This is a genomic window from Neobacillus niacini (assembly GCF_030817595.1).
GTDB lineage: Bacteria > Bacillota > Bacilli > Bacillales > Cytobacillaceae > Neobacillus > Neobacillus niacini_G.
Window position 1 is genome coordinate 890,615 of sequence record NZ_JAUSZN010000001.1, and the last position, 25,464, is coordinate 916,078.

26 protein-coding genes are annotated in these 25,464 nt (G+C 38.2%); 6 read left to right on the forward strand and 20 right to left on the reverse strand.

Annotated elements, in window-relative coordinates:
• Window positions 1–68 precede the first annotated feature (68 nt).
• From QFZ31_RS04515 to QFZ31_RS04525, 3 genes are read right to left on the reverse strand one after another with little or no spacing between them, the layout of a single operon-like run.
• A complete protein-coding gene (locus QFZ31_RS04515; protein ID WP_307301246.1) occupies window positions 69–1,166 on the reverse strand; it encodes a Ger(x)C family spore germination protein in 1,098 nt (365 codons plus the stop codon).
• Complete coding sequence (locus QFZ31_RS04520) at window positions 1,159–2,244, reverse strand: GerAB/ArcD/ProY family transporter (RefSeq protein WP_307301248.1); 1,086 nt, start codon at window positions 2,242–2,244, stop codon at window positions 1,159–1,161. Before QFZ31_RS04520 ends, QFZ31_RS04515 begins: the two co-directional genes overlap by 8 nt.
• A gap of 5 nt (window positions 2,245–2,249) precedes the next feature.
• Entirely contained in the window at window positions 2,250–3,701 is a 1,452-nt protein-coding gene (locus QFZ31_RS04525) for a spore germination protein (RefSeq protein ID WP_307301250.1), read from the reverse strand.
• Window positions 3,702–3,820: 119 nt separating this feature from the next.
• On the opposite strand from QFZ31_RS04525, the gene QFZ31_RS04530 reads away from it, so the two are divergent.
• Together QFZ31_RS04530 and QFZ31_RS04535 are read left to right on the forward strand one after the other, a co-directional pair.
• Complete coding sequence (locus QFZ31_RS04530; protein ID WP_307301252.1) at window positions 3,821–4,660, forward strand: DUF2935 domain-containing protein; 840 nt, start codon at window positions 3,821–3,823, stop codon at window positions 4,658–4,660.
• 76 nt (window positions 4,661–4,736) lie between these two features.
• The gene (locus QFZ31_RS04535; protein WP_307301254.1) at window positions 4,737–5,102 is read left to right on the forward strand and encodes a carboxymuconolactone decarboxylase family protein; all 366 of its coding nucleotides are present in this window, start codon (window positions 4,737–4,739) and stop codon (window positions 5,100–5,102) included.
• A gap of 47 nt (window positions 5,103–5,149) precedes the next feature.
• Here QFZ31_RS04535 and QFZ31_RS04540 read toward each other — a convergent pair whose 3' ends face one another.
• The 6 genes from QFZ31_RS04540 to QFZ31_RS04565 form a co-directional block, all read right to left on the reverse strand.
• Window positions 5,150–6,334 (reverse strand): DHH family phosphoesterase, encoded by a 1,185-nt coding sequence (locus QFZ31_RS04540; RefSeq protein ID WP_307301255.1) that lies wholly within the window; start codon window positions 6,332–6,334, stop codon window positions 5,150–5,152.
• A gap of 96 nt (window positions 6,335–6,430) precedes the next feature.
• Entirely contained in the window at window positions 6,431–7,342 is a 912-nt protein-coding gene (locus QFZ31_RS04545; protein ID WP_307301257.1) for a CBASS cGAMP-activated phospholipase, read from the reverse strand.
• An 80-nt stretch (window positions 7,343–7,422) separates the two neighbouring features.
• A complete protein-coding gene (locus QFZ31_RS04550) occupies window positions 7,423–8,034 on the reverse strand; it encodes a DUF6944 family repetitive protein (protein WP_307301259.1) in 612 nt (203 codons plus the stop codon).
• Window positions 8,035–8,116: 82 nt separating this feature from the next.
• On the reverse strand, window positions 8,117–9,844 hold the full coding sequence (locus QFZ31_RS04555; protein WP_307301261.1) for an aromatic amino acid hydroxylase: 1,728 nt from the start codon (window positions 9,842–9,844) through the stop codon (window positions 8,117–8,119).
• A 27-nt stretch (window positions 9,845–9,871) separates the two neighbouring features.
• Window positions 9,872–10,168 carry a 4a-hydroxytetrahydrobiopterin dehydratase gene (locus tag QFZ31_RS04560; protein ID WP_307301263.1) on the reverse strand — a complete coding sequence of 99 codons (297 nt, stop codon included), beginning with the start codon at window positions 10,166–10,168 and terminating at the stop codon, window positions 9,872–9,874.
• 159 nt (window positions 10,169–10,327) lie between these two features.
• Window positions 10,328–11,422 (reverse strand): metallophosphoesterase, encoded by a 1,095-nt coding sequence (locus tag QFZ31_RS04565; RefSeq protein ID WP_307301264.1) that lies wholly within the window; start codon window positions 11,420–11,422, stop codon window positions 10,328–10,330.
• Between the two features lie 181 nt (window positions 11,423–11,603).
• Between QFZ31_RS04565 and QFZ31_RS04570 the strand changes: the two genes are divergently transcribed.
• Window positions 11,604–12,755 carry a glycoside hydrolase family 18 protein gene (locus QFZ31_RS04570; RefSeq protein ID WP_307301265.1) on the forward strand — a complete coding sequence of 384 codons (1,152 nt, stop codon included), beginning with the start codon at window positions 11,604–11,606 and terminating at the stop codon, window positions 12,753–12,755.
• 43 nt (window positions 12,756–12,798) lie between these two features.
• Here the strand turns inward: QFZ31_RS04570 and QFZ31_RS04575 are convergent, their stop codons facing one another.
• The 4 genes from QFZ31_RS04575 to QFZ31_RS04590 form a co-directional block, all read right to left on the reverse strand.
• The gene (locus QFZ31_RS04575) at window positions 12,799–13,746 is read right to left on the reverse strand and encodes a rhodanese-related sulfurtransferase (RefSeq protein ID WP_307301268.1); all 948 of its coding nucleotides are present in this window, start codon (window positions 13,744–13,746) and stop codon (window positions 12,799–12,801) included.
• A 288-nt stretch (window positions 13,747–14,034) separates the two neighbouring features.
• On the reverse strand, window positions 14,035–14,817 hold the full coding sequence (locus QFZ31_RS04580) for a DODA-type extradiol aromatic ring-opening family dioxygenase (RefSeq protein WP_307301269.1): 783 nt from the start codon (window positions 14,815–14,817) through the stop codon (window positions 14,035–14,037).
• Window positions 14,818–14,836: 19 nt separating this feature from the next.
• Complete coding sequence (locus tag QFZ31_RS04585) at window positions 14,837–15,256, reverse strand: DoxX family protein (protein ID WP_306076736.1); 420 nt, start codon at window positions 15,254–15,256, stop codon at window positions 14,837–14,839.
• A gap of 23 nt (window positions 15,257–15,279) precedes the next feature.
• Window positions 15,280–15,924, reverse strand: a complete 645-nt coding sequence (locus tag QFZ31_RS04590) for an alpha/beta hydrolase (protein ID WP_307301273.1) — start codon at window positions 15,922–15,924, stop codon at window positions 15,280–15,282.
• Window positions 15,925–16,121: 197 nt separating this feature from the next.
• On the opposite strand from QFZ31_RS04590, the gene QFZ31_RS04595 reads away from it, so the two are divergent.
• The gene (locus QFZ31_RS04595; RefSeq protein ID WP_307311371.1) at window positions 16,122–16,649 is read left to right on the forward strand and encodes a helix-turn-helix domain-containing protein; all 528 of its coding nucleotides are present in this window, start codon (window positions 16,122–16,124) and stop codon (window positions 16,647–16,649) included.
• Window positions 16,650–16,737: 88 nt separating this feature from the next.
• On the opposite strand, the gene QFZ31_RS04600 is transcribed toward QFZ31_RS04595, so the two are convergent.
• The 5 genes from QFZ31_RS04600 to QFZ31_RS04620 form a co-directional block, all read right to left on the reverse strand.
• Complete coding sequence (locus tag QFZ31_RS04600) at window positions 16,738–17,130, reverse strand: acyl-CoA thioesterase (RefSeq protein WP_307301274.1); 393 nt, start codon at window positions 17,128–17,130, stop codon at window positions 16,738–16,740.
• Window positions 17,131–17,176: 46 nt separating this feature from the next.
• Window positions 17,177–18,115 (reverse strand): MBL fold metallo-hydrolase, encoded by a 939-nt coding sequence (locus QFZ31_RS04605; protein WP_307301277.1) that lies wholly within the window; start codon window positions 18,113–18,115, stop codon window positions 17,177–17,179.
• A gap of 280 nt (window positions 18,116–18,395) precedes the next feature.
• Window positions 18,396–19,550, reverse strand: a complete 1,155-nt coding sequence (locus QFZ31_RS04610; protein ID WP_307301279.1) for a thiolase family protein — start codon at window positions 19,548–19,550, stop codon at window positions 18,396–18,398.
• Between the two features lie 38 nt (window positions 19,551–19,588).
• Window positions 19,589–20,356 carry a 3-hydroxyacyl-CoA dehydrogenase gene (locus QFZ31_RS04615; RefSeq protein ID WP_307301282.1) on the reverse strand — a complete coding sequence of 256 codons (768 nt, stop codon included), beginning with the start codon at window positions 20,354–20,356 and terminating at the stop codon, window positions 19,589–19,591.
• A gap of 20 nt (window positions 20,357–20,376) precedes the next feature.
• A complete protein-coding gene (locus QFZ31_RS04620; protein WP_307301283.1) occupies window positions 20,377–21,513 on the reverse strand; it encodes a CaiB/BaiF CoA transferase family protein in 1,137 nt (378 codons plus the stop codon).
• 186 nt (window positions 21,514–21,699) lie between these two features.
• Here QFZ31_RS04620 and QFZ31_RS04625 point away from each other — a divergent pair, with 186 nt between their 5' ends.
• Window positions 21,700–22,290 carry a TetR/AcrR family transcriptional regulator gene (locus QFZ31_RS04625; RefSeq protein WP_307301285.1) on the forward strand — a complete coding sequence of 197 codons (591 nt, stop codon included), beginning with the start codon at window positions 21,700–21,702 and terminating at the stop codon, window positions 22,288–22,290.
• Window positions 22,291–22,339: 49 nt separating this feature from the next.
• Here QFZ31_RS04625 and QFZ31_RS04630 read toward each other — a convergent pair whose 3' ends face one another.
• The gene (locus tag QFZ31_RS04630; RefSeq protein ID WP_306076727.1) at window positions 22,340–22,588 is read right to left on the reverse strand and encodes a hypothetical protein; all 249 of its coding nucleotides are present in this window, start codon (window positions 22,586–22,588) and stop codon (window positions 22,340–22,342) included.
• 142 nt (window positions 22,589–22,730) lie between these two features.
• On the opposite strand from QFZ31_RS04630, the gene QFZ31_RS04635 reads away from it, so the two are divergent.
• Window positions 22,731–24,098 carry an aldehyde dehydrogenase gene (locus QFZ31_RS04635; RefSeq protein ID WP_307301288.1) on the forward strand — a complete coding sequence of 456 codons (1,368 nt, stop codon included), beginning with the start codon at window positions 22,731–22,733 and terminating at the stop codon, window positions 24,096–24,098.
• A 42-nt stretch (window positions 24,099–24,140) separates the two neighbouring features.
• Here the strand turns inward: QFZ31_RS04635 and QFZ31_RS04640 are convergent, their stop codons facing one another.
• Window positions 24,141–25,406: a Glu/Leu/Phe/Val family dehydrogenase gene (locus tag QFZ31_RS04640; protein WP_373459897.1), complete on the reverse strand. Its 1,266-nt coding sequence runs from the start codon at window positions 25,404–25,406 to the stop codon at window positions 24,141–24,143.
• Window positions 25,407–25,464: the final 58 nt, after the last annotated feature.

Here is a 25,464-nt window from a genome sequence, read left to right on the forward strand (position 1 = left end):
CCATCTTATTCTATTATATAGAAAATTCTTACAAGTAAAAGATGATTTTCCATAATATTTTATCATACCTACTTCCATTTTCCTGAACTGTTTAAAATAATATTTGCCTCGATATTTATGTTCATTTCCTGGTAAGATTGGTACTTATCTAATGCTTTCCATTCTTTATAGTTCATTTTATTACGTACATATCGATTAATACCAAGTGGGTCTACTTGGAGTTTCTGCAGCTTTACGATAAGTTCCTTACCCTCCTGATTAATTTTCTTAGTTATAATATTTTCAATTTTTTTCTGGATCTTGGGATCTGAAACATCCTCTTTCCCGGTATATTCAAGTACATCCCCTATTAATTCTATATTAATCGAGGCTTTCTTTGTATTAGCTGCTGTTGATTGTACCTCAATATGGTGCTCCTTAAGTTCATAATTAAGCATGATTGACGCTTTTTCTTCCTCTCCTACGTCAATTTGCTCGACGAAATTACCTTGTTTCATCTCTTCTCGAAAAAGGAAAAGATATCGCGCTTCCGAAGGTTTAAGGATTTCAACCAGTTTGTCTTCATGAAATAAACCAATGCCATTATAGACAATGTTATTTTTTTCAACTTTAAAGACCGGCAGAATCGGATCGATTCCGTCATCATAGTAGTCTCTAAGGAATTGATAAATATTATAATTTGTTCTTAAATTTTCTCGGTTTAATTTCGTTAAAAACTGCTCTAAGTATGTAGCATTTTGACCTTCATTTTTTATCTGCAGCATCAAAATATCACTGGCTTGATCTTCTGCTAAAGCCAATTTCGCTCTTGTCCCAATACTTGGATCACGAACTAAGGATTGTAAGTATGGTAACATCCCATGTTTCGCCAATTCCTGGCCATACAAGGTAACACGAATTTGTCCGCTCTCAAGTTTTAAGTTTGTCTTCAATCTCACTTTTTCCCTTGCCTCTTTACTTGATTTTCCTTCAACTATAATCGTTTTTCGATCATATTTTCCATCTTTTGTAATAAACGGAAAGGTACCTGTTAACTTTAAGGGATTCTTTTTGTTTTCCGTAACATCATAACCTACCGCGTTAATAAGTGCTAAATCATCTATAATACGCTGCTCGGCACAACCAGTCAAAACAAATATCATGATTATGACGAATACCTTATTCATTGGCTGGCTTCCTGTTCATTTTTCTCGTAAATAGAACAATAATGATTAAAAGAATTGGTAGCATAAAGGCAATTGCTGTAGCTGCATAAGTAATATAATTTAACCATTGTTCTACATCTTTTATAACCTTTGGAATAAAGGAAACAAAAAAACTCATAATCATAATACCTATTAGGAGAAAGTTCGGTTTTATCCTTTTAAACTGATATTGTAATAATTCTTTTGTACCCCAAAAATACATGACAGTCGTCATCAGCACCTTTAAACCGAAAATGGAAAAAGTAAAACTTTCTACGCGTTCAAGGACGGGAAAAGAAATGTATCCCAACAGTGTTACCACCGGGTACATTTCCCTTAACAATTGCTCAAAACTAAAAAAACCAAAAGAGATGAAGGTCACACCTAAATAAATAAGGGAAGTAATGGAATTCCCTGCAATAAGAGATTTTAATTGTTTCCTCTCTATCATATGGATAAATAAAATGGACAACTCATAACCTAAAAGGGCTGTATAAATAGACATTCCGCCTTTCAGCATATCTGTATCACCTTTGAAAAAATATGGTGTAAGCCGGATAAAGCTAAATTCCGGAAGGTGGTAAGCTAATAAAAACACAGTCCAAATCGTAAAATAAAATAATACTACCGTTGATTTAGCAATTTGATAAAGATCCTTCTTTAGCATTATATACGATAAGATGTAACCCATTGAGAAAAAGTAAAAAAGGGATACGTTATTGTAGAACAAGACTTTTAAGATCATTGAAAACTTAACCATCACAAATACCCCTAGCAGCATCCATACCACCGCAATGAACAAATTAACTGGAAGTGTAATCCATTTTGGGAAAATCGAGATGATTTGAAAGAAAGACTTCCCTTTGCTTATTTTAAATACGAGCCAAATGAGAACTATATTGATATTTACAATGAGAGAGATAAAGATAAGTCCAATCCAGCCGTTCGTCCCAAAGGCTTCTGCGACAAGCCGTGGTAAAGTAAATAACGTAACACCAGACTGAATTAAATAAACCAAAATCGAGGCTTGAAAGGGTGATAACTTTTCTTTCATTTGCATGAGTGTTAACCCCTTTCGGCTTTTTTCTTAAAAGGTCCCCTTATTAATGAGTATTTGAAAAGCTTTGGATACATCGGCGATATTGGCAGTAAGTAAGGTGAGTTTAAATTAGTCAGGCTGCTTAAATGGATAATTAAAATCCCCATTCCAAAAACAATCCCAATATTACCCCAAAATCCTGTAAGGATGATAAATCCAAAACGCACAATTCTTATCGATCCACTTAATAAATAACTGGGTATCACAAATGACGCGATGGCAGAGGCTGCTACCACAATAATGAGAATATTGCTGGTAATCCCTGCCTGTACAGCGGCCTGCCCAATTACAATACCACCAACAATACCAATTGTTTGACCTACTTTTGTTGGAAGCCTGGCTCCTGCTTCTCGCAGCAACTCTAACAAAAATTCTAAAAAGAGCGCTTCAATTACAGGGGGAAACGGTACTTTACTACGGGACTCCAGTAATGTGGGCAGTAATGCCTGCGGAATCATCTCATAGTGATAGGTAGTAACCGCTACATATAAGGCAGTAAACAACAACGTAACTAAAATGGCAATATACCGTATGATTTTTATAAAAGTACCGACAATCCATCTTTGACTGAAATCATCCATGGATTCCATAAAATCAAAGAAACTGACTGGTGTACAAAAAGCGTTCGGACTGTTGTCCATTAATCCTACGATTTTCCCCTCAAACAATTTATACACCGTAACATCAGGTCTTTCAGTGGTATAGAATTGTGGAAAAGGAGAATTAGGATGTTCATCGATAAATTGAACAAGCATATTCGTATCTGTAATCCCATCGTTATGAACCGATAAAATCCTTTTTTTCACTTCTTCTATATCTTTATCTGAAGCAGCACCTTCGATATACAGCAGATAAACCGTTCTTTTTGACGTGTTCCCTACATACAACTTTATCGTCTTAAGTTGGGAACTCATCACTCTTTTTCGAATGAGTGATAGATTCACGTCCACAGATTCTACGAACGCATCGTGTGCTCCTAAAATGACAGTTTCCGTTTCTGAAGAAGAAATAGATCGGCCTTTCCCCTGTTGAAAAGGAAGCTCATATGCTTGTTTCTCGGTGAATAAAATAGCATTTCCAGATAATATAGCTTCTTCAAGAACTTTCATATCCGGCAATACTTTGAACTCTGAATGGGTTAAATAGGGCTGTAACTGCTCCGGTGTTATATTTCTAAGTTTTGATAAAAATTGTTCATAATGATCCTTGTTAATCAGATAACTAAAGTAATAAATTTTTACTTGTATATAAGGAAATTCTGTGACACTTAAATCAGAGCTATTTTTAAAATCAGTGATAAATTGCTCTAATAAAGATTCTCTTACAATTTTTGTATCTTGTTTAACACGTGTAATATTCCGTATTTGATCTTTTTGCAGTTTGAAATCCTTCAAAAAGCGATTGCGATCTTTACGCATTCGCACCCGCCCCATCTTTTTCTTTTATTTTTTGCTAACTATGGTAAATTATACATTTATTAAAATGTTGAATAATATTTTGTATAAGAGAGGCAGATTGCAAATTAAGGAGGTTGCCGGTGAAAAACCTAAATCCATTTACTCCCTGGGAAGAGCATTATTTTTGGGTAAATATACTTTTAGATCATGCCGTTTTTGTTCGGGATTATTTATCACCCGTTGAGGTAAACCTGGTAGAAGAAGCTGTGACCTTTATTGGGAGGTTCACAGAGATTAGAAATCGGCTGGAACAAATTCCTAAAAACACTCAAGTAAATTCTCAGGCATTAATTGATTTTTCCAGGCTTTCTGCTCAAGTTTCTTATGATTATTACGGCTTTGAAGGAAAGGTTCTTAACTTACAATTAAATAATAAAATTCTGATTAACATTACCCCCACTTATTTTAATGGTACTCTAAATGAAAACGGTGAATATTTGCGGATCCTGCAGTATTACATGAATGGAACAGATTATCCCCCGCTTCCATTAGTTGATTTATTAGACCTTTGGTTAGAGGATCAGCTTGGTCATGCTTCATTATTAAATCGTGCACTTGATGGTGTAGAACTTATCCTTCATGAAAAAGTGAACACACTAAGTAAGCTTTTTTCAGCACATATCTTAAAAAATGACGCCATAAAAGGTTATTTACGGTTTATTCCGCCACATTTCCCTGTCCAAATCTCCTTTGCACGTGAAGTTAGTGGAACAGTGCTTGCATTTAACCAATTGGTGGAACATGTGATTAAGCTTTATAAAGGAAAAGAAGTGTTAAATGCAACAACGCTACGGTTCTTAGAACATCATTTTCCTGAGTCCTGTTATTTTTTAACGAAACTTAGTGCTTTTGTGCCTGAAATGGAAAGACCTCCTTGCTCTTTAACATCCTATTTTAAAAACTACCACAACAACTATTAATGTTGGTTAATCCATTCTTTGTTTGCTCATACTAATTTTGGATTCATGATTATTAGAAATGGAGTTGACCATAAGAATGGAATTTGAAGCAAGAAATTCTACCGAAGCTGCCTTACACGAGTACAAATCCGGGTTAGGTGTATTTACTCAAAAAATGCCGGAATTCGCTAAACACTTCAATGCCTTTACTGAAGAGTGCTTTAAAGAAGGTGCTTTATCTCAGCGCGAAAAGCAGTTGATTGCATTAGGGATTAGCCTCTATACACAAGATGAATATTGTATTATTTATCATACAAAGGGATGTCTTGATCAAGGATGTTCAGAACAGGAAATCCTCGAAGCAGTTGGTGTTACGGCAGCATTTGGCGGCGGAGCAGCAATGAGTCAGGCAGTTACACTGGTTCAGGAATGTATTGTGGATTTAAATCAACTAAAACAATAATACTCTTTAAAAAACCGTTACAGAACAATTGTTCTGTAACGGTTTTTTCAGTGGATATGGTTTTTAACTTGTTTCATGAGGTACTGAACAAAATCGTCGTCTTTTACTAACCAGACCTCATAATTTCTTTTCAAATAACTTTCCCCGTCTTCAAAATTGGCATAGGTTTGTTCCAAACGTTTCTGCCCTTTTTGAATCGCCCATTCATCGTCATTAACTTGATGAAGCAGGAAGTAATCTTCTCTTCTGTTTTTATAGAGTGTGCCAAACGCCGCACCCTTAAGGTTATAACGATTTCGTCTCGCGTCCTCTGGAATCGGTTCTAGGTGAAAGGTTTCAGTTACAAAACTTTTATATGCTTCTTCGGTTAATGAACACCCCGAGGCCTTTGCATGCCCTCCGCCTCCGTATTGTCCGGCAACCTCAGAAACATCGATATGATCGTGAATCGTTCGGAAACCCATCCGCTTTCCACCAATATTTAAAATCGCGATATAATCAAGATGAGGGTATTCTTTCCCTAATTCATTTCCCAATTCTGAGTGATAAGATTCAGCATAGACCACACCAGCAAATAGACCATTGAGTTCAGTCTGAACCAGCTCCCGCCTTTTCCTGCGGATATAGCGATCAATCTTATCTTCTTCCATATCTAATATTTTCTTTTCAAACTCGTCAAAATGAAATTGTTCACTAGTCCGAAGACGAGTAATCATTTTTTCTTCAAATTCGTCAATTGAAACGAGAAAAAACAAAGCATTTAGACGCTGGGCATCCTGATTATCATTTTTTTCCCATTCCCATGTATCATATTGTCTAACCAGCTCAACAAATTGAGAGATCGCTGCTGACTCTTCCAATAACTGATGTGAAAGAAGATAATGATACAATAAGGATGTTGCAGAAGTTAATTTCCCTTCTTCATCCTCTACAACCACATGACCCCACGGATAATCATTGTAATGCAGCGCTGTTTTATGATGATCAATTAACTGTACTTTTCCTCCATCTTCATAAAACGCATTGATCCTCTGTTCATTTTTTTCATTTACAGACAAATCGGTAATAAATAAAAATGTGTTTTTATCTTCGTTTTCGAAAAACCATTCTACTTCTCGATTTAAACCAGAAATGGAATTGTAGCGAACCTTTACATCCTCACCAAACGCAAGCTTTGCTAGAATTCCACACCCGACACCATCTAAATCATTATGTGACAACAATTTGTACATGCTTTTTCACCTCATAAAATAGTATGGTATCAATAGGGTAAAAATATTGAATAACCAAAATAAAAAACCCGTGCTAAATGTGCCGGGTTTAGTTTATTATTTTTCTATAAACGCCAGGATTTGATTTTTCCGCTTTTTAAAAACTCTTCTTCCTAAGTCACTTAAAACATCCATATAATCTACCTGATCAAAGGGAATTTCCTTACCCAAGTCTTCATTAATTCGAAGGTATTGTTCCTTAAGGAGAAGCTGACAATGATAAGTCACGGATTCTGATGAAAGGTGAAGGGCCAAATCAAGAAGCTTTGGAGTTACTTTCATTGAAGGTAACTGGAACGGAAGCCATTGATTGATTCCCCAATACTTATCATTCTTGTTCGTAAAATCAATATTCTGTAATCCCGTCCCAATGGATAATATATTGATTTCCTTCATACTTTTTTGGAAGTAATGAATAGCTTCTGTCAGGCAGACTAATGAAGGATTATTCGCCCACAGTCCGCCATCAATAGATAAGTATTGATCCCCTATTTTATTAGGAGGAAAATAGACAGGTGCCGAGCAGGAGGAAAGGACAGCATCCCATACTTTTATGGATAGATCATCACAATCAGGATGGCCGTAGTTTGACCGGTGAGTAAACGGTTTTCCATGAGTAATGTCCACAGCAGGAATAAGCAGCGGCTTGGTTATATCCTGTAGTTTCACTTCACCAAACGCTTGTTTTAACAAGTGTCTTAACGCTCGGTCACTATAAACACTCTTAAATAGACCAACCTTTGCCTGCCTAGTAAAAATCTTTCCACCAAAATGCTTATAGCTCTCATAAATTTCTTTCATGTTTTTGTTAAGCGAAACAGATGCAGCGATGATAGACCCAGTACTAGTGCCGGCAACTACATCAAACAAATCACCAACAGGTTGACCTATTTCTTCTTCTAATGCTTGTAAAATGGCAATGGCAAATATACCTCGTATTCCACCGCCATCTATACATAGTAATTTCATTACACTTCACCTTAGTTTACCTTCTTTTTAACAAAGTTTGCCCCAGTTTCTCTAAACTTATCAAGTTATTTCTTCATTGTTCATTCTACACTTTCTTTGGTTTGAGCAATTGCTGAAATCACTGACCCAACTGCTTGGATCCAGCTCCCACTTATGGCCAAAGATTGGCTAGAGGAGGATTCTTGATTGGCTTCATTATTTTCCCTATACCCTTTGAATCTATCTTCCTTTTCCTTTTCCTTTTCCTGAATTCTTTTAAGCTCTTCTGCTCCAGCAATGGCTTGCAATGAATTTCCGATAATCTGTAAGACATTTCCTGTAATATTGAGTGTTCTAACGGTAGATGGCTCCCCCAATAAATCCTCTGGGAGTGCTATCCCTCCACCTATCGATTGCAGCAAATTACCGTTTATATCCAATTTAAGCTTGTTCTCTTCTGAAATATTTAATAGAATTCCAGCTACAACAGTGGTATTGCCAATTGCTTGGACTTCATTTCCAAGTTTCTCTAATGTTAATCCTTCCTGAGCGTCGGCGATTAATGCATTCCCAGTGCCTTGAAGGACATTACCCCATAAGTTCAGACTTTCTTGTGTATCTTCGTTAAGTGATGGTGTACTTCCAAAAGCAGCTGTAACTGTACCAATTGCCTGAATCCACGCCCCGAAAAGTTCTTTTAGTTGATTTTCCATAGAAAAACCGCCCATCGATTCAACCTTTAATAAGTATATTCACTGGGCGGGGTATTGTTAATCATTCGAAATAATTGTCTCTTCATGCATTTGTTAACATCAGACCTCTTTCAATTAACACTGGAAACTCTTCGTGCAATAGCTTTATATCTTCAAGCTCTTTTTTTAGTGAAAGCTGTTGGTCCGGCATTAGATTATGTTTCACCAACAACTCCATTACCTCAATTCGTAATAACCAATCTTCTTTATAATCAGTCGTTAAATTACTGATCACCTCAAGTAAGACTTGTTCAACGTCATCATTCTGTTTTTCACGTATATTTCTTACCTTCCCATACAACTGTTCTAATTGCGACAATTCTCTTCTAACAAGTGGTTTTGTCTCTACTTCCTCTAAATCTGCATAAAATTGTTCAGAATCTGCGGCACCTGCAAAAACGGAGGTAATTCTATCTCCAACTGCCAAATCATACGTGCCCCAATCACGATGAAATAAAGTTTGTTCCTTCAAAGAAACCGTACAATCTTTAAACGAAATCAGCAGAAGTTTGCCATCTTTTCGATAAAACTGTTGTGGAGTTCCGACCACCTTAACACCACTCTCATACTCGATGGTCGACTTCTTTCCTATCTCTACTCCAATTCCTTTTAGTTCCTCATTAGTAAGTTGTTCGATTGCTTTTATGCTTTTTGCTATCTTTCCAATTGGAGCTCCGAAACCGTCATGATGTGTCGTTTTTCCATGACCGGGCAATTCATTATTTTGATAAGCCAATGCGGATGGACCTTCTGTTTGGATGTAAATCGCTTCACCTTTATCATCTTTCATAATGTTACCTAATGTTCCGGTTACCTGCAGACCTGAGTTATATTCAATTGTAGCCGTATGGTTCGAACGAAGTGCTTTATCTAAACCTTTTGTTCCACCAACTCTAAACGCCATCGTTTTTGAAAATTCCAGAACTGCATCAATTAACTGATCAAAGCTGTCACAAACGAAAAGCTGCGGCTGTGGTTTGGTAATATCAAAGCCAGTTTCAATAACCGTTTTCAGGTCGAATGGAATTTTCTTAACTGAATGTGTTAAACTGCTTCTTCCTTCCGATACAGAAGATAATAATCCAGCACCATAAATTTGCGGATGATCGACACTACCAATAAGTCCGTATTCTACGGTCCACCAATATAAACGCGAAATTTGTTCGGCTTCTGATAATTCCGTTACAGCTGCTTGTTTTTCCTCAAAATTAGCTTTCGCTGCTTCGATCTCGGCATTTGTTGCTTTTCCGCTCTCTAATAAATTCGAATAGGTACGGACGGCTTCAAATAATTCATGCTCTTCACTTGTAGCCAATGCTTTTGAACCAATTTGGCCAAATAACTTTACATATTCCGAGAATTTCTGTTCGCAAAGGATTGGTGCATGACCGGCCGCTTCATGTATGATATCAGGTGCTGGTGTATATTGAATGTTTTCTAGTTTACGAATGTCAGATGCTATCGGCAGGATACCATGTGCTTGAAAGTCGAAAAAAATAACACCCGGGATGAAACCATCAATATTGGCTGCACCCCAGCCAAACGGCTCTAACGCTTTGTTCATGTCCGTAACATTCGGTATTTTCTCAACCGATATTCCTGAAGACGTTAACCCGCCAACATAGGCTTGATGAGCAGTGTCTTTTAGATAGTTATGGTTTTGCCTCATCACATAACGCCAAACAGCATGATCAATCGGTGTGTATTTTTCATACTGCTGGTCCACCACATATTTTTGTAAGTGTCTCGGTATTTTTCTTGCTTTCCCCATTTAGAAATCTCTCCCTTTAGAAGAAAATTAACTTTTCGTTTGTAGATAAAATTCATCGTATTTTGTGGCTAATTCAAAATCCAAAGACGTTAAACCCCTAGCATTCCAAGACGAAATTCTTACTGTTACGACCTTATAGTCTATTGAAATAAATGGGTGATGGTTAACCTGCTCAGAAAGGTTTGCTGCAAGATTTACAAATTCAATTCCTTTTAAATAATCGCGAAAACGATACTTTCGCTCAATCCATTTTTCATCCGTTAATCTCCAGTCAGGAACGGAGGATAACTTTTCTTGAACTTCTGAAGGTAATAATTTTTCCATTCGCTTCTCTCCTTTATACAAATAAAGCGCTTTCATAAAAATTCGCAGTCATCAATAAATACTATTCAATTAGAATAAAAAAAACACTGTCAGTTATCTATTGTTAGGAAATGAAAAAAATCTACCTGTTTGTCAGATAGATTTTTTCACGTATATCATTTAGTCAAATGTAACATTAATTTGGACGATTTCTGAACGTGTACCAATTCGGAGCGGCAATCCCCACACACCATAGCCAGAGGAGACAATGGATTGGAGCTGCCCTTTCTTCAGATAGCCAAAATCATTTTCAAAAATCTTGTTCGTAATCAGGTTACCTGGTGCTACCTGACCTCGATGTGTGTGACCTGATAAAATAAGGTCAACCCCGTTTTTCTCAGCGATATCTAAATCATAGGGCTGATGTTCAAGTAGGAATACGGGTTTCGTAACATCGACCTGCTTCATTAACGCTGAAAGCTCAGCTCTTACAACATCCTGATATCCTCTGTCCTTCCTGCCCACAAGGACAATCCCTTCAGGAAGGTTCAGGACTTCGTCATCTAATACCTTCATGCCGCTATTATTAAAAATCTTTACAAGATCGACGTCATCACGATCATGATTCCCTAAGGAAGCATAAACAGGAGCTTGGATTTGTTTCAGTAGCTCTGGAATTCCCTTTTCAAGAAAAGGTGTAATATCATCATCAATAATATCTCCTGGAAAAAGTACGAGGTCAGGTTTTTCAGCATTAATATAATCCACAAGTTTTTTAGCCTGCCCGCTGCCAGACAAATCCCCGAAATGCATATCCGAAGCCATAATAATTTTCAGGCTTTGTTTCCCTTCTACCTGTTTCGGGATCGTTAACTCATATGTAGTCACTATAGGGCTGTAGGCATTAAACACTCCGAATAAGAATGAACCAACAATCACAACTAATACGATGAAACCTGTCCATTTAACAAACTTCTCTTTCTGTATCTTTGTATATCTTCTTAAAAAAACCGCTAAATTGGCAATGGGTAGTAGCATTATCAGAAAATAAAATAATGATAGCCACGCGGCACCGAGCCATGTAAAAAATAAACTCTCATCCAGCCAGCGTGAGAAAACGAAAGAATAAGCAAAAAGAACGAGTACAACCCAGAACATTATTTTTATACTCTTTCGGTCACCACTCATTTGTTTCAGCCAAACCCAAATATTATAGCCAATGTAAAAAATCAATACATTATATAGTAAGATCATTCCTATTCCAACAGCCCACACAGAAGTAAATCTCCTTTTCACTAGAAGTCTTACTATAATTAGACAATATTTGATCTTATTTAACAAATAATTAGGATTCGTTTTTTACCATTTATTTGCAAGGTTGATATTACCAACACTTCCTCCTCTTATTTTTTGATACAATTTTAAAGTCAGAGAATAATAGGGAGGAATACAATCTATGAAGAAACGCAATCTCCTCCTAGCCCTGGTAATCCTTATTACCTTTACAGGGGGAATTTTTACAGGAGTGTTATATTCCGAAAATAAAACAGAACAAGCGTCAAAACCGCTTAAAATAGAAAAAGCCTCAGAATCCGTAAAAAATCCCGAAGAAAAAGCAATTCCAGAGGAAAGTATAGAGGAATCAAAAGTGTTATTGGGCTATGTACAGGATTTTCGCGACCCGAATGTGGTTGATTACTCTAAGTTAACACACGCAATCTTCTCGTTTGCTCATCCGACAGCGGATGGCGGAATATTGCTAAATGGTGATTCAGCCATCAATAATTTACGAACGATGGTTAAGGAAGCTGACAAACACAATACAAAAGTAATTCTAGCGGTTGGCGGCTGGTTTCATATTAATGGCGGGGAATCCTACGAGCCATTTAAAGCAGCTATTAGCAATCCTGACTCTAGGACAAGACTAGTGAATGAACTTACTAGTATCGTAGACCGTGAACAACTAGACGGTATTGATATCGATTTCGAACATCCTCGTTCAAAAGCAGATGCTGCCAACTTAGCTGCCTTTGCAAAGGAACTAAGCGAACAGCTGCATCCAAAAGGAAAAGAGCTGTCGATTGCTGTTTATGCAAAAATTCATGCGGTGACAGGCACCGAGATAGGCTTTGTTGTTTATGAACCTTCTACTTTTCAGCATGTCGACCATGTAAATATTATGGCCTATGACGGTCAGTGGGATGGCGGATACCATGCCGCTAATCTATCTCCTTATCCGTTTACGGAGAAAATAGTAAACTATTGGGCAAATCTGTTTGATCAAAACAATCTTCCGAAAGAAAAGCTTGTTTTAGGAGTTCCTTTTTATGCGCAGCCTGAAGACCCTGCTATCAAACAGGTTTCTTATGCCGCTATCGTCAACCAGGATCCTGCAAATGCTGCGAATGATACGGTGAGTATGAATGGAACCATTTATCATTATAATGGTGTGGAAACCATTATAAAGAAGACAAATCTGGCACTTGATCACGGCTTTGGAGGAATGATGCTGTGGGAAGCTGGACATGACAGCAAAGGTGACAATAGCTTAACAACAGCAATATACGATGAATTAGTGAAATCAAGCGATGCCCTTGCAAAGAAATAATAAAAGGCTGCACACTCTAAACGAAGAGCGTGCAGCCTTTTTCTTATGCTTGTAAATTCATTAATCTTTCTTTTACTTCTTCTTCGCTTAATCCATGCTGAACGACATAACGGTTTCGCGGGTGCGTTCTGCACTCATGTGAGCAGCTGCGTAAATGACGGTGCTCATTTTCCTCAGAGCAGAGAATCTTTTTATTGCATTCAGGGTTGGCACAGTTTACGTAACGCTCACAAGGCTCACCTGTGTAATAATCCTTACCAACTACCACATGCTCTTTTTGATTGACTGGAACTGCAATGCGCTCATCAAATACATAAAGCTGTCCATCCCATAATTGCCCTTGAACTTCTGGGTCTTTTCCGTAGGTCACAATACCGCCTTCGAGTTGTGAAACATCTTCAAACCCTTCTTTTACTAGCCAGCCAGAAAATTTTTCACAGCGAATGCCGCCTGTGCAATACGTAAGAATCTTTTTCCCTTCGAATTGCTCCTTATTTTCTCGAATCCAATCAGGCAGATCCCGGAAATTTAAGATATCAGGGCGAACTGCGCCTCTGAAATGACCTAAATCATATTCATAATCATTACGTGCGTCAATCACAACCGTATCTTCTCTTTGCATCGCTTCGAAAAATTCTTTCGGTTTTAAATGCTTTCCTGTTGTTTCAAGAGGGTCCACATCATCTTCTAAACGTAGCGTAACAAGCTCTGGTCGAAGACGAACACGCATTTTTTTGAACGCATGCTCTGTTGCTTCATCAATTTTAAAAACAGTACCAGCAAAAAGCGGGTGCTCATCCATGTATTTTATATACGCATCAGTTTGCTCAACTGTACCGGACACAGTACCGTTAATTCCTTCAGATGCAATAATAATCCGACCCTTAAGACCTAATTCATTACAGAATTGAAGATGCTCTTGCTGAACTTCCTCAGGATTTTCTATATGGACATATTTATAATACAGTAACACTCTATAATCTTGATTCATAATAACCACCTTATTAACTTTTATACACTCTTTATATTAATAACCGAATTATTATATCAATAATCACACACTTATTTCAATTAATTATAATTATTATTCCCTTTTTTAAAATAAAAAGGCATCCTGCCGGTGATTTTAATTGGCAGGATACCTAGTAATGCTTCGTTTGTAGATATATTCAAATAGTGTGTAGATAAATAATGATTTTGTGTAGATATACCTTAAGAATGTGTAGATATCGGCCAAAATTTGTAGATATATCTGAAAAGCGTGTAGATATCCACTATGTTACTCTCCAAATTGCCATACACTATGACTCAGGTTTCCATATCGGATGCTGCGATGTAATAATTTCGCTCTCTGGCTATCATCCGCTGCTCCCATCGCATAAAAAATCGGAATAAAGTGTTCATTGCCATATGGAGGTACAGCATATTGTGCATTGGGAGCTAGTGAACCGTACTTAAACAATGAATCCGTATCCCATGTATGAATGTGATGGGCTAACCAATCATCGAACTCAACCGCCCATGTATCTACTTGTCCATTATCCGCAAAATTCACAGCCCTTAAATTATGAACGGTACCCCCGCTGCCAATAATTAAAACTTCTTTGGCACGTAAAGCAGCCAGTGATTTTCCTATCTTATATTGTTCTTCCGGTGTGAGAGCTGGATTGACAGACAGTGCAATCACAGGAACATCTGCATTTGGGTAAAGTAAACGAAGCACCACCCACGCACCATGATCCAAACCTCGTCTCGTTTCTATGTCAAAAGGAATACCATTTTCCCTGAATAAATCCATGATTTCACTAGAAATTTCCTGTGATCCTTTAGCGGGATATTTGATGGTATAGAGCGCTGGATCGAATCCGCCGAAATCATAAATGGTGTCATATTCGTCTACTTCGCTTACTTTTTGTGCTCTAGACTCCCAATGGGCAGAAAATAAAACAATGGCCTTTGGGCGTGGTAAAGAATCGCCCATTTGATTTAAAAATTGAGTATACTCATTGTTTTCAACCGCCAGTAACGGTGCACCATGAGCGATAAACAGTGATGGCATCATAGTACTTTTCCCTCCTGTATTAAAGTGATTGCGTCTGGTTATTTTGTCCTTTAAAAAACACTTTATCTAACGCAAACATCTTACTATCGTTGATGGCAATAAATAATGCCATTGCTAGTAATGCTAAATCTAATTCCCAGCCAGCACCTTGACCATTACCTAAAAAGCCGCCTGCTAATTTCACTTTAACAGTCGCTCCAAGCATTAATACCACAAACAATCCTGATACAATTCTGCTTCCTAAACCAAGTATTAAAGCAAGTCCTCCAGCCATTTCTAACACCGCAACACCATACGCTAAAGCACCTGGTAAACCAATGGAATCAAACCAGCCGACGATATTTTCGATCCCGCCTTGGAATTTCACTAAACCATGGATAAAAAATGTAACCCCTAATACTACACGTAAAATTAATGTACTTACTTCTATCTTTTTCATTTTTCTGCCTCTCCCTTAATAAATTATTTTTTTAAATCTTGTAGTAACCAGTTTGTAAAATCCTGAAGATTACTTAAGGAAACACTATGTCCTTCTAAGTAAGTCTTAAAAGTAACGTTCGCACCTAATTGACGAAAGTACTCATTGTTGGCAGTTCCCCATTCAAACGGAAGCACTTGGTCCATTTCTCCATGTGAAATGAATACGGAAACGTCATTCACAGGTTTGATCTCATACTCTTCTTTAACGAAGGCCGGAATGTAACCGCTTAGGGCAACAATTCCTTTTATTTTATTTCCTAATGTTAAACCTAACGTCATCGCTAAAATTGCACCTTGGCTAAAACCTAACAAGTATAAATGAGATGTATCTAGCGGATACTGTTCGCAAGCATAGTCAATAAAGCTTGTTAGCCTGTTTACACCCTCATCGAACACTTCTCGATGTGGTTTGCCGTACCCTTCAATGGTAAAGAAAGCATAGCCTGGAGGCTGTACGAGATGACCGCGAATACTGAAAATGTAGAACTGATCTTCTAATCCGTTAACCAAAGACAGCATGTTTTGTTCATTACTGCCAATTCCATGCATGATAAACAATGCTGGATACTTTTTATCAGGATGGATCTCTTTTGGACCGCGAAGCTCATAGATCATCGGTGCACTCATATATATCATCCCTTCTGTAAGTATTTTAATAATTAATAAAGATTCATATTTGTAAACATGTAAATAAAAAAATAAAATGTTTTTCAATATGAACATTTGTTGTTTATAGGATAACAGCGAATCTTATGGATTGTCAATGGAATTTTTGCTAATATATAAATATGTTCTATATTAGGAAACCATAAAGGGTGATCAAACTGGATATCGGCGCAAAAATTCGAGCAATTAGAAATCGAAAAAAAATCACAATAGCCCAAATGTGTGAAGGGACTGGCCTTTCAAAAGGATTTATCAGCAATGTAGAAAACAACAACACCTCACCATCGATCAGCACGCTGCAAACCATTGCAAACTATTTAGAAGTTCCATTACCTTACTTATTATTAGAAAAAAAACAACATTTACGCGTAGTCAGAAAAGATGAAAGAACAACCACTTCATTTAATCATTTAAAAATTGAACACATTTCTTCCATGGGTGGATTAAGTTTGCGAAGTGTAGAATTTCCGCCTGGCGCCTCGATTGGGGATGCCCATGCGCATGAAGGGGAAGAATGTCATCTAGTGCTAGAGGGGAAAATCTGTGCCGAGCAAGGGGAAGATTCTGTAATTTTGGAAGAGGGTGACTCCTTTAGCTGGAATGCAAGTGTACCTCATACAGTGAAAAATATCGGGGATTGTAAAGCGGTTGTTTTAATAGCGGTTTATTCTAATACAGCGTTTTAGGGATTAACAAGCGATATTCCTTCTGTTGGTATGATTAATACTACAGTTAAACAGAGCATTTATTTAAACAAAAATGCTCTGTTTTAGACTATCTGAAATTCTGAGCGATTTGATCGATCACTTTTATACCTTTTCTTAATAAAGTATCAAACATGACCATTGTCACTTTGGCATCTGTAAGATGTTCATCAAATTGATTATAAATATCCTGTTTTAATACGAAACTTGTATTCCCTAAATAGTCTGGACGAGTAATAATTTTTAAATGATCTCCTAATTTTGCTTCCTTTCGATACATAACCTCCATTTTTAAAACAACCGTTCCAATCCTCATTTCTTGAAAGTCCTTTAAAGATATTCCGCAATTTTCATACCAATTTACACGAGCATCCTCTAAAAACTTAACGTATTTACAATTATTCACATGCCCTAATTGATCAATATCTTCTTTTCGTGTTTGAAGTGTAAAAATAGTTTCCATTACTAACCTCCTTACCAAAGCTTTGAACCACTGCTCAAAGATAAAATTAAATGTTTTCGTAGTACCATGTACCATCCTGAAGAAATTTTTTACATTGGTTGTTTACATATAAATACTCCAAATGAGCAAGTGTTTCGCCAACAGCAAAACGAGTTTCATGGATATTCAAATTTCGAAACAACTGTTGATTAACCTCATAAATGGTTGCTGGTCGTTTAATAGCGTCATACGTCTCTGCTAACCTTTCGTGATGATGTGCTAATAATTCTTCAATTCTTTGATTGGCACCTCTAAATGGCTTCCCATGAGAAGGGATTACATAGTCAACGTTTAATACTTTAATTTTTTCCAAAGAAGTCATGTAGGATTGTAATGGATTCCGATTACCCCGGAACCAGTAGGATATATTCGGAGAAATTCTTGGTAAAATATGATCGGTTGAAAATAAGATACTATTCTCTTTATTAAATAAAGTGATTAATCCATCAGAATGTCCAGGTGTAAAAATAACCTCGTATTCGTATTTGCCGAATACAATTTTCATTCCTTCTCTAAGATTGTGTTGAACAGTTGGATAAGGCTTAACTTGGGGGTTAAAACCCTGTTCATCCGTTGTTAACAGCTGAGATAAATTATCAGGAAGCCCACATCTATCATAGTTTTCATTTACAATTCCTAAAGAATCCTGTTCCCAATAGGTTAACCCAGCTTCCGTATCAATTTCTGTCATCCATACCTCTGCATTTGTAAGCTGCTGCAGTGTGCCTGCATAGCCAAAATGGTCTGGATGGTAATGAGTTAGAATGATGTCCTTTATTTCATGCTTTTCTATGATGGGTCTCCATATGTCCCTGGATACATCATTATTTAATCCTGCGTCGATAATGGTCCACCCGCTAGCCCCTTCAGCTAAAAAGCAATTCACATGGTTTAGTCGAAAAGGCAGCGGTATGGTTACTTGTGTTACACCGATTTCATTGAACAAAAACCCTTCTCCTCCCTTACCCTCTATTTATTTTTAAGGCTTTGTTAAATTTGGCTGTTGATTTGCGCTCCAGGCGCTATGCTTTCCGCGGGCTCGCCCGTGAGCCTCCTCGGTCGTACCGACCTGCGGGGTCTCACTCAGCTCGTTCATCCCGCAGGAGTCAAGCGCCCTCCGCTCCAATCAACAGGTTCTAAAATCAACTGTCTCCTTTAACACAGCCATTATTAAAAGGAAATAAGCAACAAAATGTTTCTTTTGCTGCTTATTTCCTGGCTATTTATTATTCACTGATTCTTTCAATAATCGTTCCGTTGGCCATTCCGCCGCCTTCACAAATTGCCTGTAATCCATAGCGGCCGCCTGTTCTTTCTAATTCATGCATCATCGAGATCATTAATTTAGCGCCTGTTGCTCCAAGTGGATGTCCAAGGGCAATGGCTCCCCCGTTAGGGTTCAATTTCTTAGGATCTGCCTTAATTTCTTCTAACCAGCACATTGGTACAGGAGCAAACGCTTCATTTACTTCGTAGGTGTCCATATCTTCGATTGTCAGCCCTGCTTTAGCTAAAACCTGTCTGGTTGCTTCAATTGGACCCGTTAGCATTAATGTTGGATCAGATCCTACTACGGAACGGGCAACAATTCGGAATCGCGGTTTAAGTCCTAACTCCTCCGCTTTTTCCCGTGACATCAATAAAACAGCTGCAGCACCATCACTCATTTGGCTGGCGTTTCCTGCATGGATTTTTCCATCTTCCTTAAAGACTGTTTTAAGAGTGGATAATTTTTCTACAGTGGAACCCTTTCGAGGTCCTTCATCCTGCTTCACTGCTACTGTACTGCCATCCTCTAAAGTTACTTCTAAAGGCATAATCTCCCTGTCAAATCTGCCTTCTTCTATGGCTTTTAACGCACGATTATGACTTTCTACGGAATATTCATCTAACTGGGTGCGTGTAAATCCCCACTTATCTGCAATTCTTTCTGCAGATAAACCTTGGTGAATGATTTCATACCTTGATGTTAGCTCTTCACTGGAGGTTGAATTTTGACGGGTCGAACCAAGCGGGACACGTGTCATGCTTTCAACACCGCCGGCAATGACAACATCCATATCCCCACTTAGAATGGCTTGTGCTGCAAAATGAATAGCCTGCTGACCGGATCCACATTGACGATCTATGGTGGTTGCTGGTACATGGATAGGGAAATCTGCCATTAGAACTGCATTACGCGCAATATTAAGCCCTTGTTCTTCTACCTGTGAGACACAGCCCATGATAACGTCCTGCACGATTCCTGGAGAAATGCCTGCACGATTTACTAATTCTCTTAATACTTTTGCTGCCAAATCATCTGGACGAACATTACTTAATAACCCTTTTCTTTTTCCAACCGGGGTACGAACACCCTCGACAATAACAACTTCACGCATCTCATCTTCCTCCAATTTTATATAATTTTTTTAAAAATTTATCTTGGAGCCATGCGAATAGCGCCATCTAAACGGATGGTTTCACCATTAAGCATGACATTTTCGATAATTGACTGAGTTAATTGTGCATATTCAGAAGGACGTCCGAGTCGGGATGGAAAAGGAACCTGGGATTCCAATGCTGCTTTAGCCTGCTCAGACAATGAACCGAAAAGAGGTGTTTCAATTAAACCAGGTGCAATGGTCATGACTCTAATGCCAGATTTCGCCAAGTCACGAGCGATTGGCAGCGTCATACCTACAACACCGCCTTTAGAGGCACTGTAAGCTGCCTGACCGATTTGACCATCAAAAGCAGCAACTGACGCGGTATTGATAATTACTCCTCTTTCACCTTCTTGATTTGGCTGATTATTTACCATTTCGGCAGCAGTAAGACGAATGACATTAAAGGTCCCAATTAAATTGATTTCTATGACTTTTTTAAAATTATCAAAATTATGTGCTTGATTTCTGCCTACCGTTTTTTCCGCGACCGCAATACCTGCACAATTCACTACTGTATTGAAACTGCCAAACTGAGCAATCGCTGAATGGATTGCGTTCAGGACATCTTCTTCACTTGTTACATTCGTCTTGTAAAAAACGGCATTTTCCCCTAATTCTTTGGCTAAACTAGCGCCTCTTTCTTCAGAGAGGTCTAGAATGGCGGCTTTACCGCCGTTTTTTACGATATTTCGGACAGTTGCTTCACCAAGCCCCGAAGCACCGCCCGTTACCAAAGCAATGGAATCTTGTATTCTCATCTTCTTACCCCTTTCTTTTTTTAAAACCCTAGTTCCTTCAAAATTTCATTTGTATGTTCTCCCAGACCGGGTGCATGCCGTCTAGTTATAACAGTTGAACTTGATAGTTTAATAGGATTTCCTAGTTGCTTGATTGTCCCCATCTCTGGATGGGTGATGTCTTCAATCATTTGACGATGTTTGATTTGCGGATGGTCTGCGAGTTCTTCTGGAGTTAAGACTGGGGAGACACAGGCATCAATATCTTCAAAAAGCTCAAGCCATTCCGTTAATGTTTTTTGTTGGATGGCTGTTTGAACTTCCTGCTTCATTTTGCACTGTTGTTCAAGGGGTTCCTCTAGTTGGTCTATTAGTTCTTCCTTACCAATGACTTTGCAAAATTTTTTCCAAAACTTATATTCAAGTGCGCCAACGGAAATAAATCGATCATCTTTTGTTCTATAAATCTCGTAACAGGCTTTCCCTCCGTTTAAAGTTAGTTCCCCGCGAGTTGGCTTTTCGCCGGAGGTCCAGTAGTTTGGCAGAATCGTATGCATCCATGACAGAGCACCATCAAGCATAGAAATGTCCACAAATTGACCGGTGTTCGTATTCTTCGCGTCAATGATGGCGAGTAAGATTCCTACCGCAGCCATCAATGCTCCGCCGCCAATATCACCAATTTGAACGGATGGGATGAGAGGTTTTTCGTTTGGAGCTCCTTGTAAATGCAGCAGCCCCGAATAACTCAAGAAATTCAAATCATGTCCAGCCTCTTTGGCGTAAGGTCCCGTTTGCCCATAACCGGTTATCGCACAATAAATCAGTTTTGGATTATGTACCTTTAACTGCTCATAACCAAGACCAAGACGCTTCATAACGCCAGGACGGAATGATTCAATCAGGACATCTGCTGTTTTCACCAAAGAAATAAACGCATCTTTATCCTTTTCGGCTTTAAGGTCTAGGGTAATGCTGCGTTTATTACGATTTAATGAAATAAACATAGCACTTTGATCATCGCTTACTCTAGGTTCATACCAACGGGCATAGTCTCCGATTTTAGGGTCCTCTACCTTTATGACATCTGCTCCATAATCAGCCAGGAGTAATGAACAATAAGTGCCAGGCAGAAGTCTTGTGAGATCAAGAACGCGTATACCTTCAAGAGGTAACAAACTATCATCTCCTTATAAAAAAACACCTTATCTGATACCGTTTACATCTCTATTTTAAATAATAGCAATTTTCTTATAATTTTACAATTGATTTATTTTTTGAACATTTGTTTAAAATTAATTGATTTTTCATATTAGCTGTCCTATATTTAAGATTACAAAGTTTAATAGATAGGGGGGGAGAGCATGTCCTCTTTTAGAGCGCAGAAAATGGCGAAAAAAAAGCAGGAAATCCTTCGTTCTGCAGCAGCCGTTCTTATTGAAAAAGGATACCAAGGAACGACGATGGAAGAAATTGCAGCCAAACTTCTCATGACAAAAGGATCGATGTACTACTATTTTAAAAATAAAGATGATCTTCTGTATCAATGCCATTTAATGATTATGGAAATCTGTCTGGATGGAATTGAGCAAGTTATCGAAAGTGATCGTAACCCAATCGAAAAGCTAAGAAGCGCGATAAAAGAACATATTCTATTAGCTACTAGTGAGAAATCAATGTTTATGGCGCTATCGAAGCCAAATCATAATTTTTCAGAAGAGCAGCTACAAGAAGTTCTCGAGCTGAGAAAAAGTTACTCTCACTATTTTGATAGAATCATACATGAAGGTATAAATAAACAGGTGTTTGGTTCTGTGGACGTAAAAATGGTACGTTTAATCATCTTGGGTGCTCTCAACTGGATCCAAGAATGGTATGACCAAAATGGTCCTCAAAGTGCAGAAGAAATCTCTGAAGCCTATGCGGACTACTTATTAAAAATGTTAGTGAAATAAGTAAATTGGCAGACGAAAGCCTCCTTATCATACAAGGAGGCTTTGCTGGTTATCCTATTTTTTCTTCATGATCTGTATTTAATAGTACTCTTTTATTAGAAGTAATCGGGGTAAGGTTGGATCGCTTTAATAAATAGTTTAAATGATCGAGTGGCATTGACCCATGACCTTTTCCATCTTCTAGTGTAAATTGAACGGTAATCCCATTGTTAGTGGTAACTGTCAACGATTCTGCAGAATTAAAATTCCCCTTGATGGTTTGAGAAATTTGATATTTCATTCCTTTTTCAATAGACAATTTACTATCTCCTTCGCTGTTATTTACTCATAGTATTCTCCGATAATTTTTATTCATACAAAATTATTCCATTTTGTCCTATCCTAACTGGTTATTAAAATAAGATGTGATAGAATATCTTTATCTATTAGGAGGTGCGCTTATGGAAGGGTTTAGTCATTTATTGAAAAGGCAGCGTGATTTCTTCCAAACAGGAAGAACAAAAGATGTATCATTCCGCATAGAAGCATTAACATCTCTAGGAGATATGATTCGCTCACATGAGACAGATATAATGACAGCACTTAAGAAGGATTTGAATAAGAGTGACTTCGACTCTTATATTAGTGAAATGGGAATATTGCTTGAGGAAATCCGTTTTACGCTCAAACATATAAGAGATTGGACTCAGCCAAGAAAAGTCAAAACGACCATGACTCAACTAGGGTCGAAGGCCTATATTTATTCTGAACCATATGGGATTGCATTTATCATTTCTCCTTGGAATTATCCTTTACAACTTGCCATCGCTCCTCTGATTGGTGCGATTGCTGCAGGGAATTGTGCGGTACTTAAACCCTCCGAACTGACACCAGAGACATCAAAACTTATGGCAGACCTGATCAATAAAACATTTCCGGAAGAGTACGTTTCTGTTGTCCAAGGTGATGCCGACACCACTCAGCTCTTATTAAAAGAAAAATTTGATTATATCTTTTTTACTGGAAGTGTTTCAGTTGGAAAGGTAATTATGGAAGCGGCCGCAATGCACTTAACACCTGTTACGCTTGAATTAGGAGGAAAAAGTCCTTGTATCGTTCACCATGACGCAGATCTTAAATTGGCAGCCAAACGGATTGCCTGGGGTAAGTTTATCAATGCAGGTCAAACATGTGTCGCGCCTGACTATTTATATGTACACAAAGACATCAAGGAACAATTTTTAAAAACCTTCAAAGAAACTATAGTTGACCTATATGAGGATATCGTGAAAAATGGTGAATTCACGAGAATCGTAAGTGAACGTCATTTTAATCGCGTAACCGGGTTATTATCGAGCGGGGAAATCCTTCATGGCGGCAAATATTCCAAGGATACGCTTACTATTGAGCCTACGGTGCTTGGCGGTGTTACATGGGATGACCCAGTCATGCAGGAGGAAATTTTCGGTCCTGTCCTCCCTGTCCTTGAATATGAAAATGAATCAGCCATGATTCAAAAAATTAATGATCATCCTAAACCATTAGCTCTCTATATTTTTTCAGAAAGCAAAGAATTCCAAGATGCTATCTTAGATTCTATCTCTTTTGGCGGCGGCTGTATAAACGATACTGTCATGCACCTTAGTTCACCTTACCTCCCGTTTGGCGGTGTTGGTGAAAGCGGAATTGGTGCCTACCATGGCAGAGGCAGCTTTGATGTCTTCTCTCACCAGAAGAGTATCTTAAAACAAACGACTACCTTTGATCTACCTTTCCGATATCCAAATCGTAAGGACGCACTAAAACAAATCAAACGTTTTATTAAATAATACAAAAGCCTTGCAGATTGTGTTCTGCAAGGCTTTGTACGATTATACCCAGCCTCTGAATTGGGAGGCCTCTGCTACTTTCTTAATCCCAACCATATATGCAGCTAACCGCATATCAACTTGATAAGTTTGAGCTTGTTGATAAATCGTGTCAAAAGAACTAACCATTACCTTCTCAAGCTTTTCCATGACCTCTTCTTCAGACCAATAGTAACCCTGATTGTTTTGCACCCATTCAAAATAAGAAACGGTAACGCCGCCTGCACTTGCAAGAATATCTGGAACAAGAAGAACTCCATGCTCTGTTAAAATCTTTGTAGCTTCAAGAGTGGTTGGTCCATTTGCTGCTTCAACTACAATACTCGCTTTAATGTTAGCTGCATTCTTTTCAGTGATTTGGTTCGAAATCGCAGCCGGTACAAGAATATCACATTCTAATTCTAGCAATTCCTGGTTGCTGATTGTATCCGTAAATAGCTGAGAGAAGGTTCCGAAACTATCTCTTCTATCGAGTAAATAATCAATATCAAGTCCGTCTGGATCATAAACTCCGCCGTATACATCGGAAACAGCGACAACTTTGGCACCTGCGTCATGCATAAATTTAGCTAAGTAGCTGCCTGCATTTCCAAAACCTTGGATCACCACGCGCGCTCCTTTTAACTCTTTTCCTTTTTTCTTAACCGCTTCATTAATACACATGGTCACACCACGGGCAGTTGCAGTTTCTCGTCCATGCGATCCTCCTAATACAAGAGGTTTACCAGTAATAAATCCTGGCGAGTCAAACTCACGCAGACGACTATATTCATCCATCATCCATGCCATTATTTGTGAATTAGTATAAACATCCGGTGCAGGAATATCCTTTGTTGGTCCAACAATCTGGCTAATCGCTCGAACATACCCTCTGCTTAATCTCTCAAGTTCCCTAAACGACATCTTTCTTGGATCACAGATGATACCGCCTTTACCGCCACCATAAGGAAGGTTTGTAATCCCACACTTTAAGCTCATCCAAATCGATAGAGCTTTTACCTCTGCTTCATCGACATCAGGATGAAAGCGAACGCCGCCCTTTGTTGGCCCAACTGCATCGTTATGCTGCGAACGGTATCCGGTAAAGATTTTCACGGTGCCATCATCCATTCGGACTGGAATTCTTACTGTCAATAATCGAATCGGTTCTTTTAATAGTTCAAACATTTCACTATTGTAGCCCAACTTCGTTAATGCTTCTTGTATGACCGTTTGTGTTGAGTAGTATAAGTTTAAAGATTCCTTTTCCTTTTGCTGTTCTTTTGACATTTCATTTATCACTGCCTTAACAGACATGCCCGCACCTCGTATTTTAGTAGTATAGAAA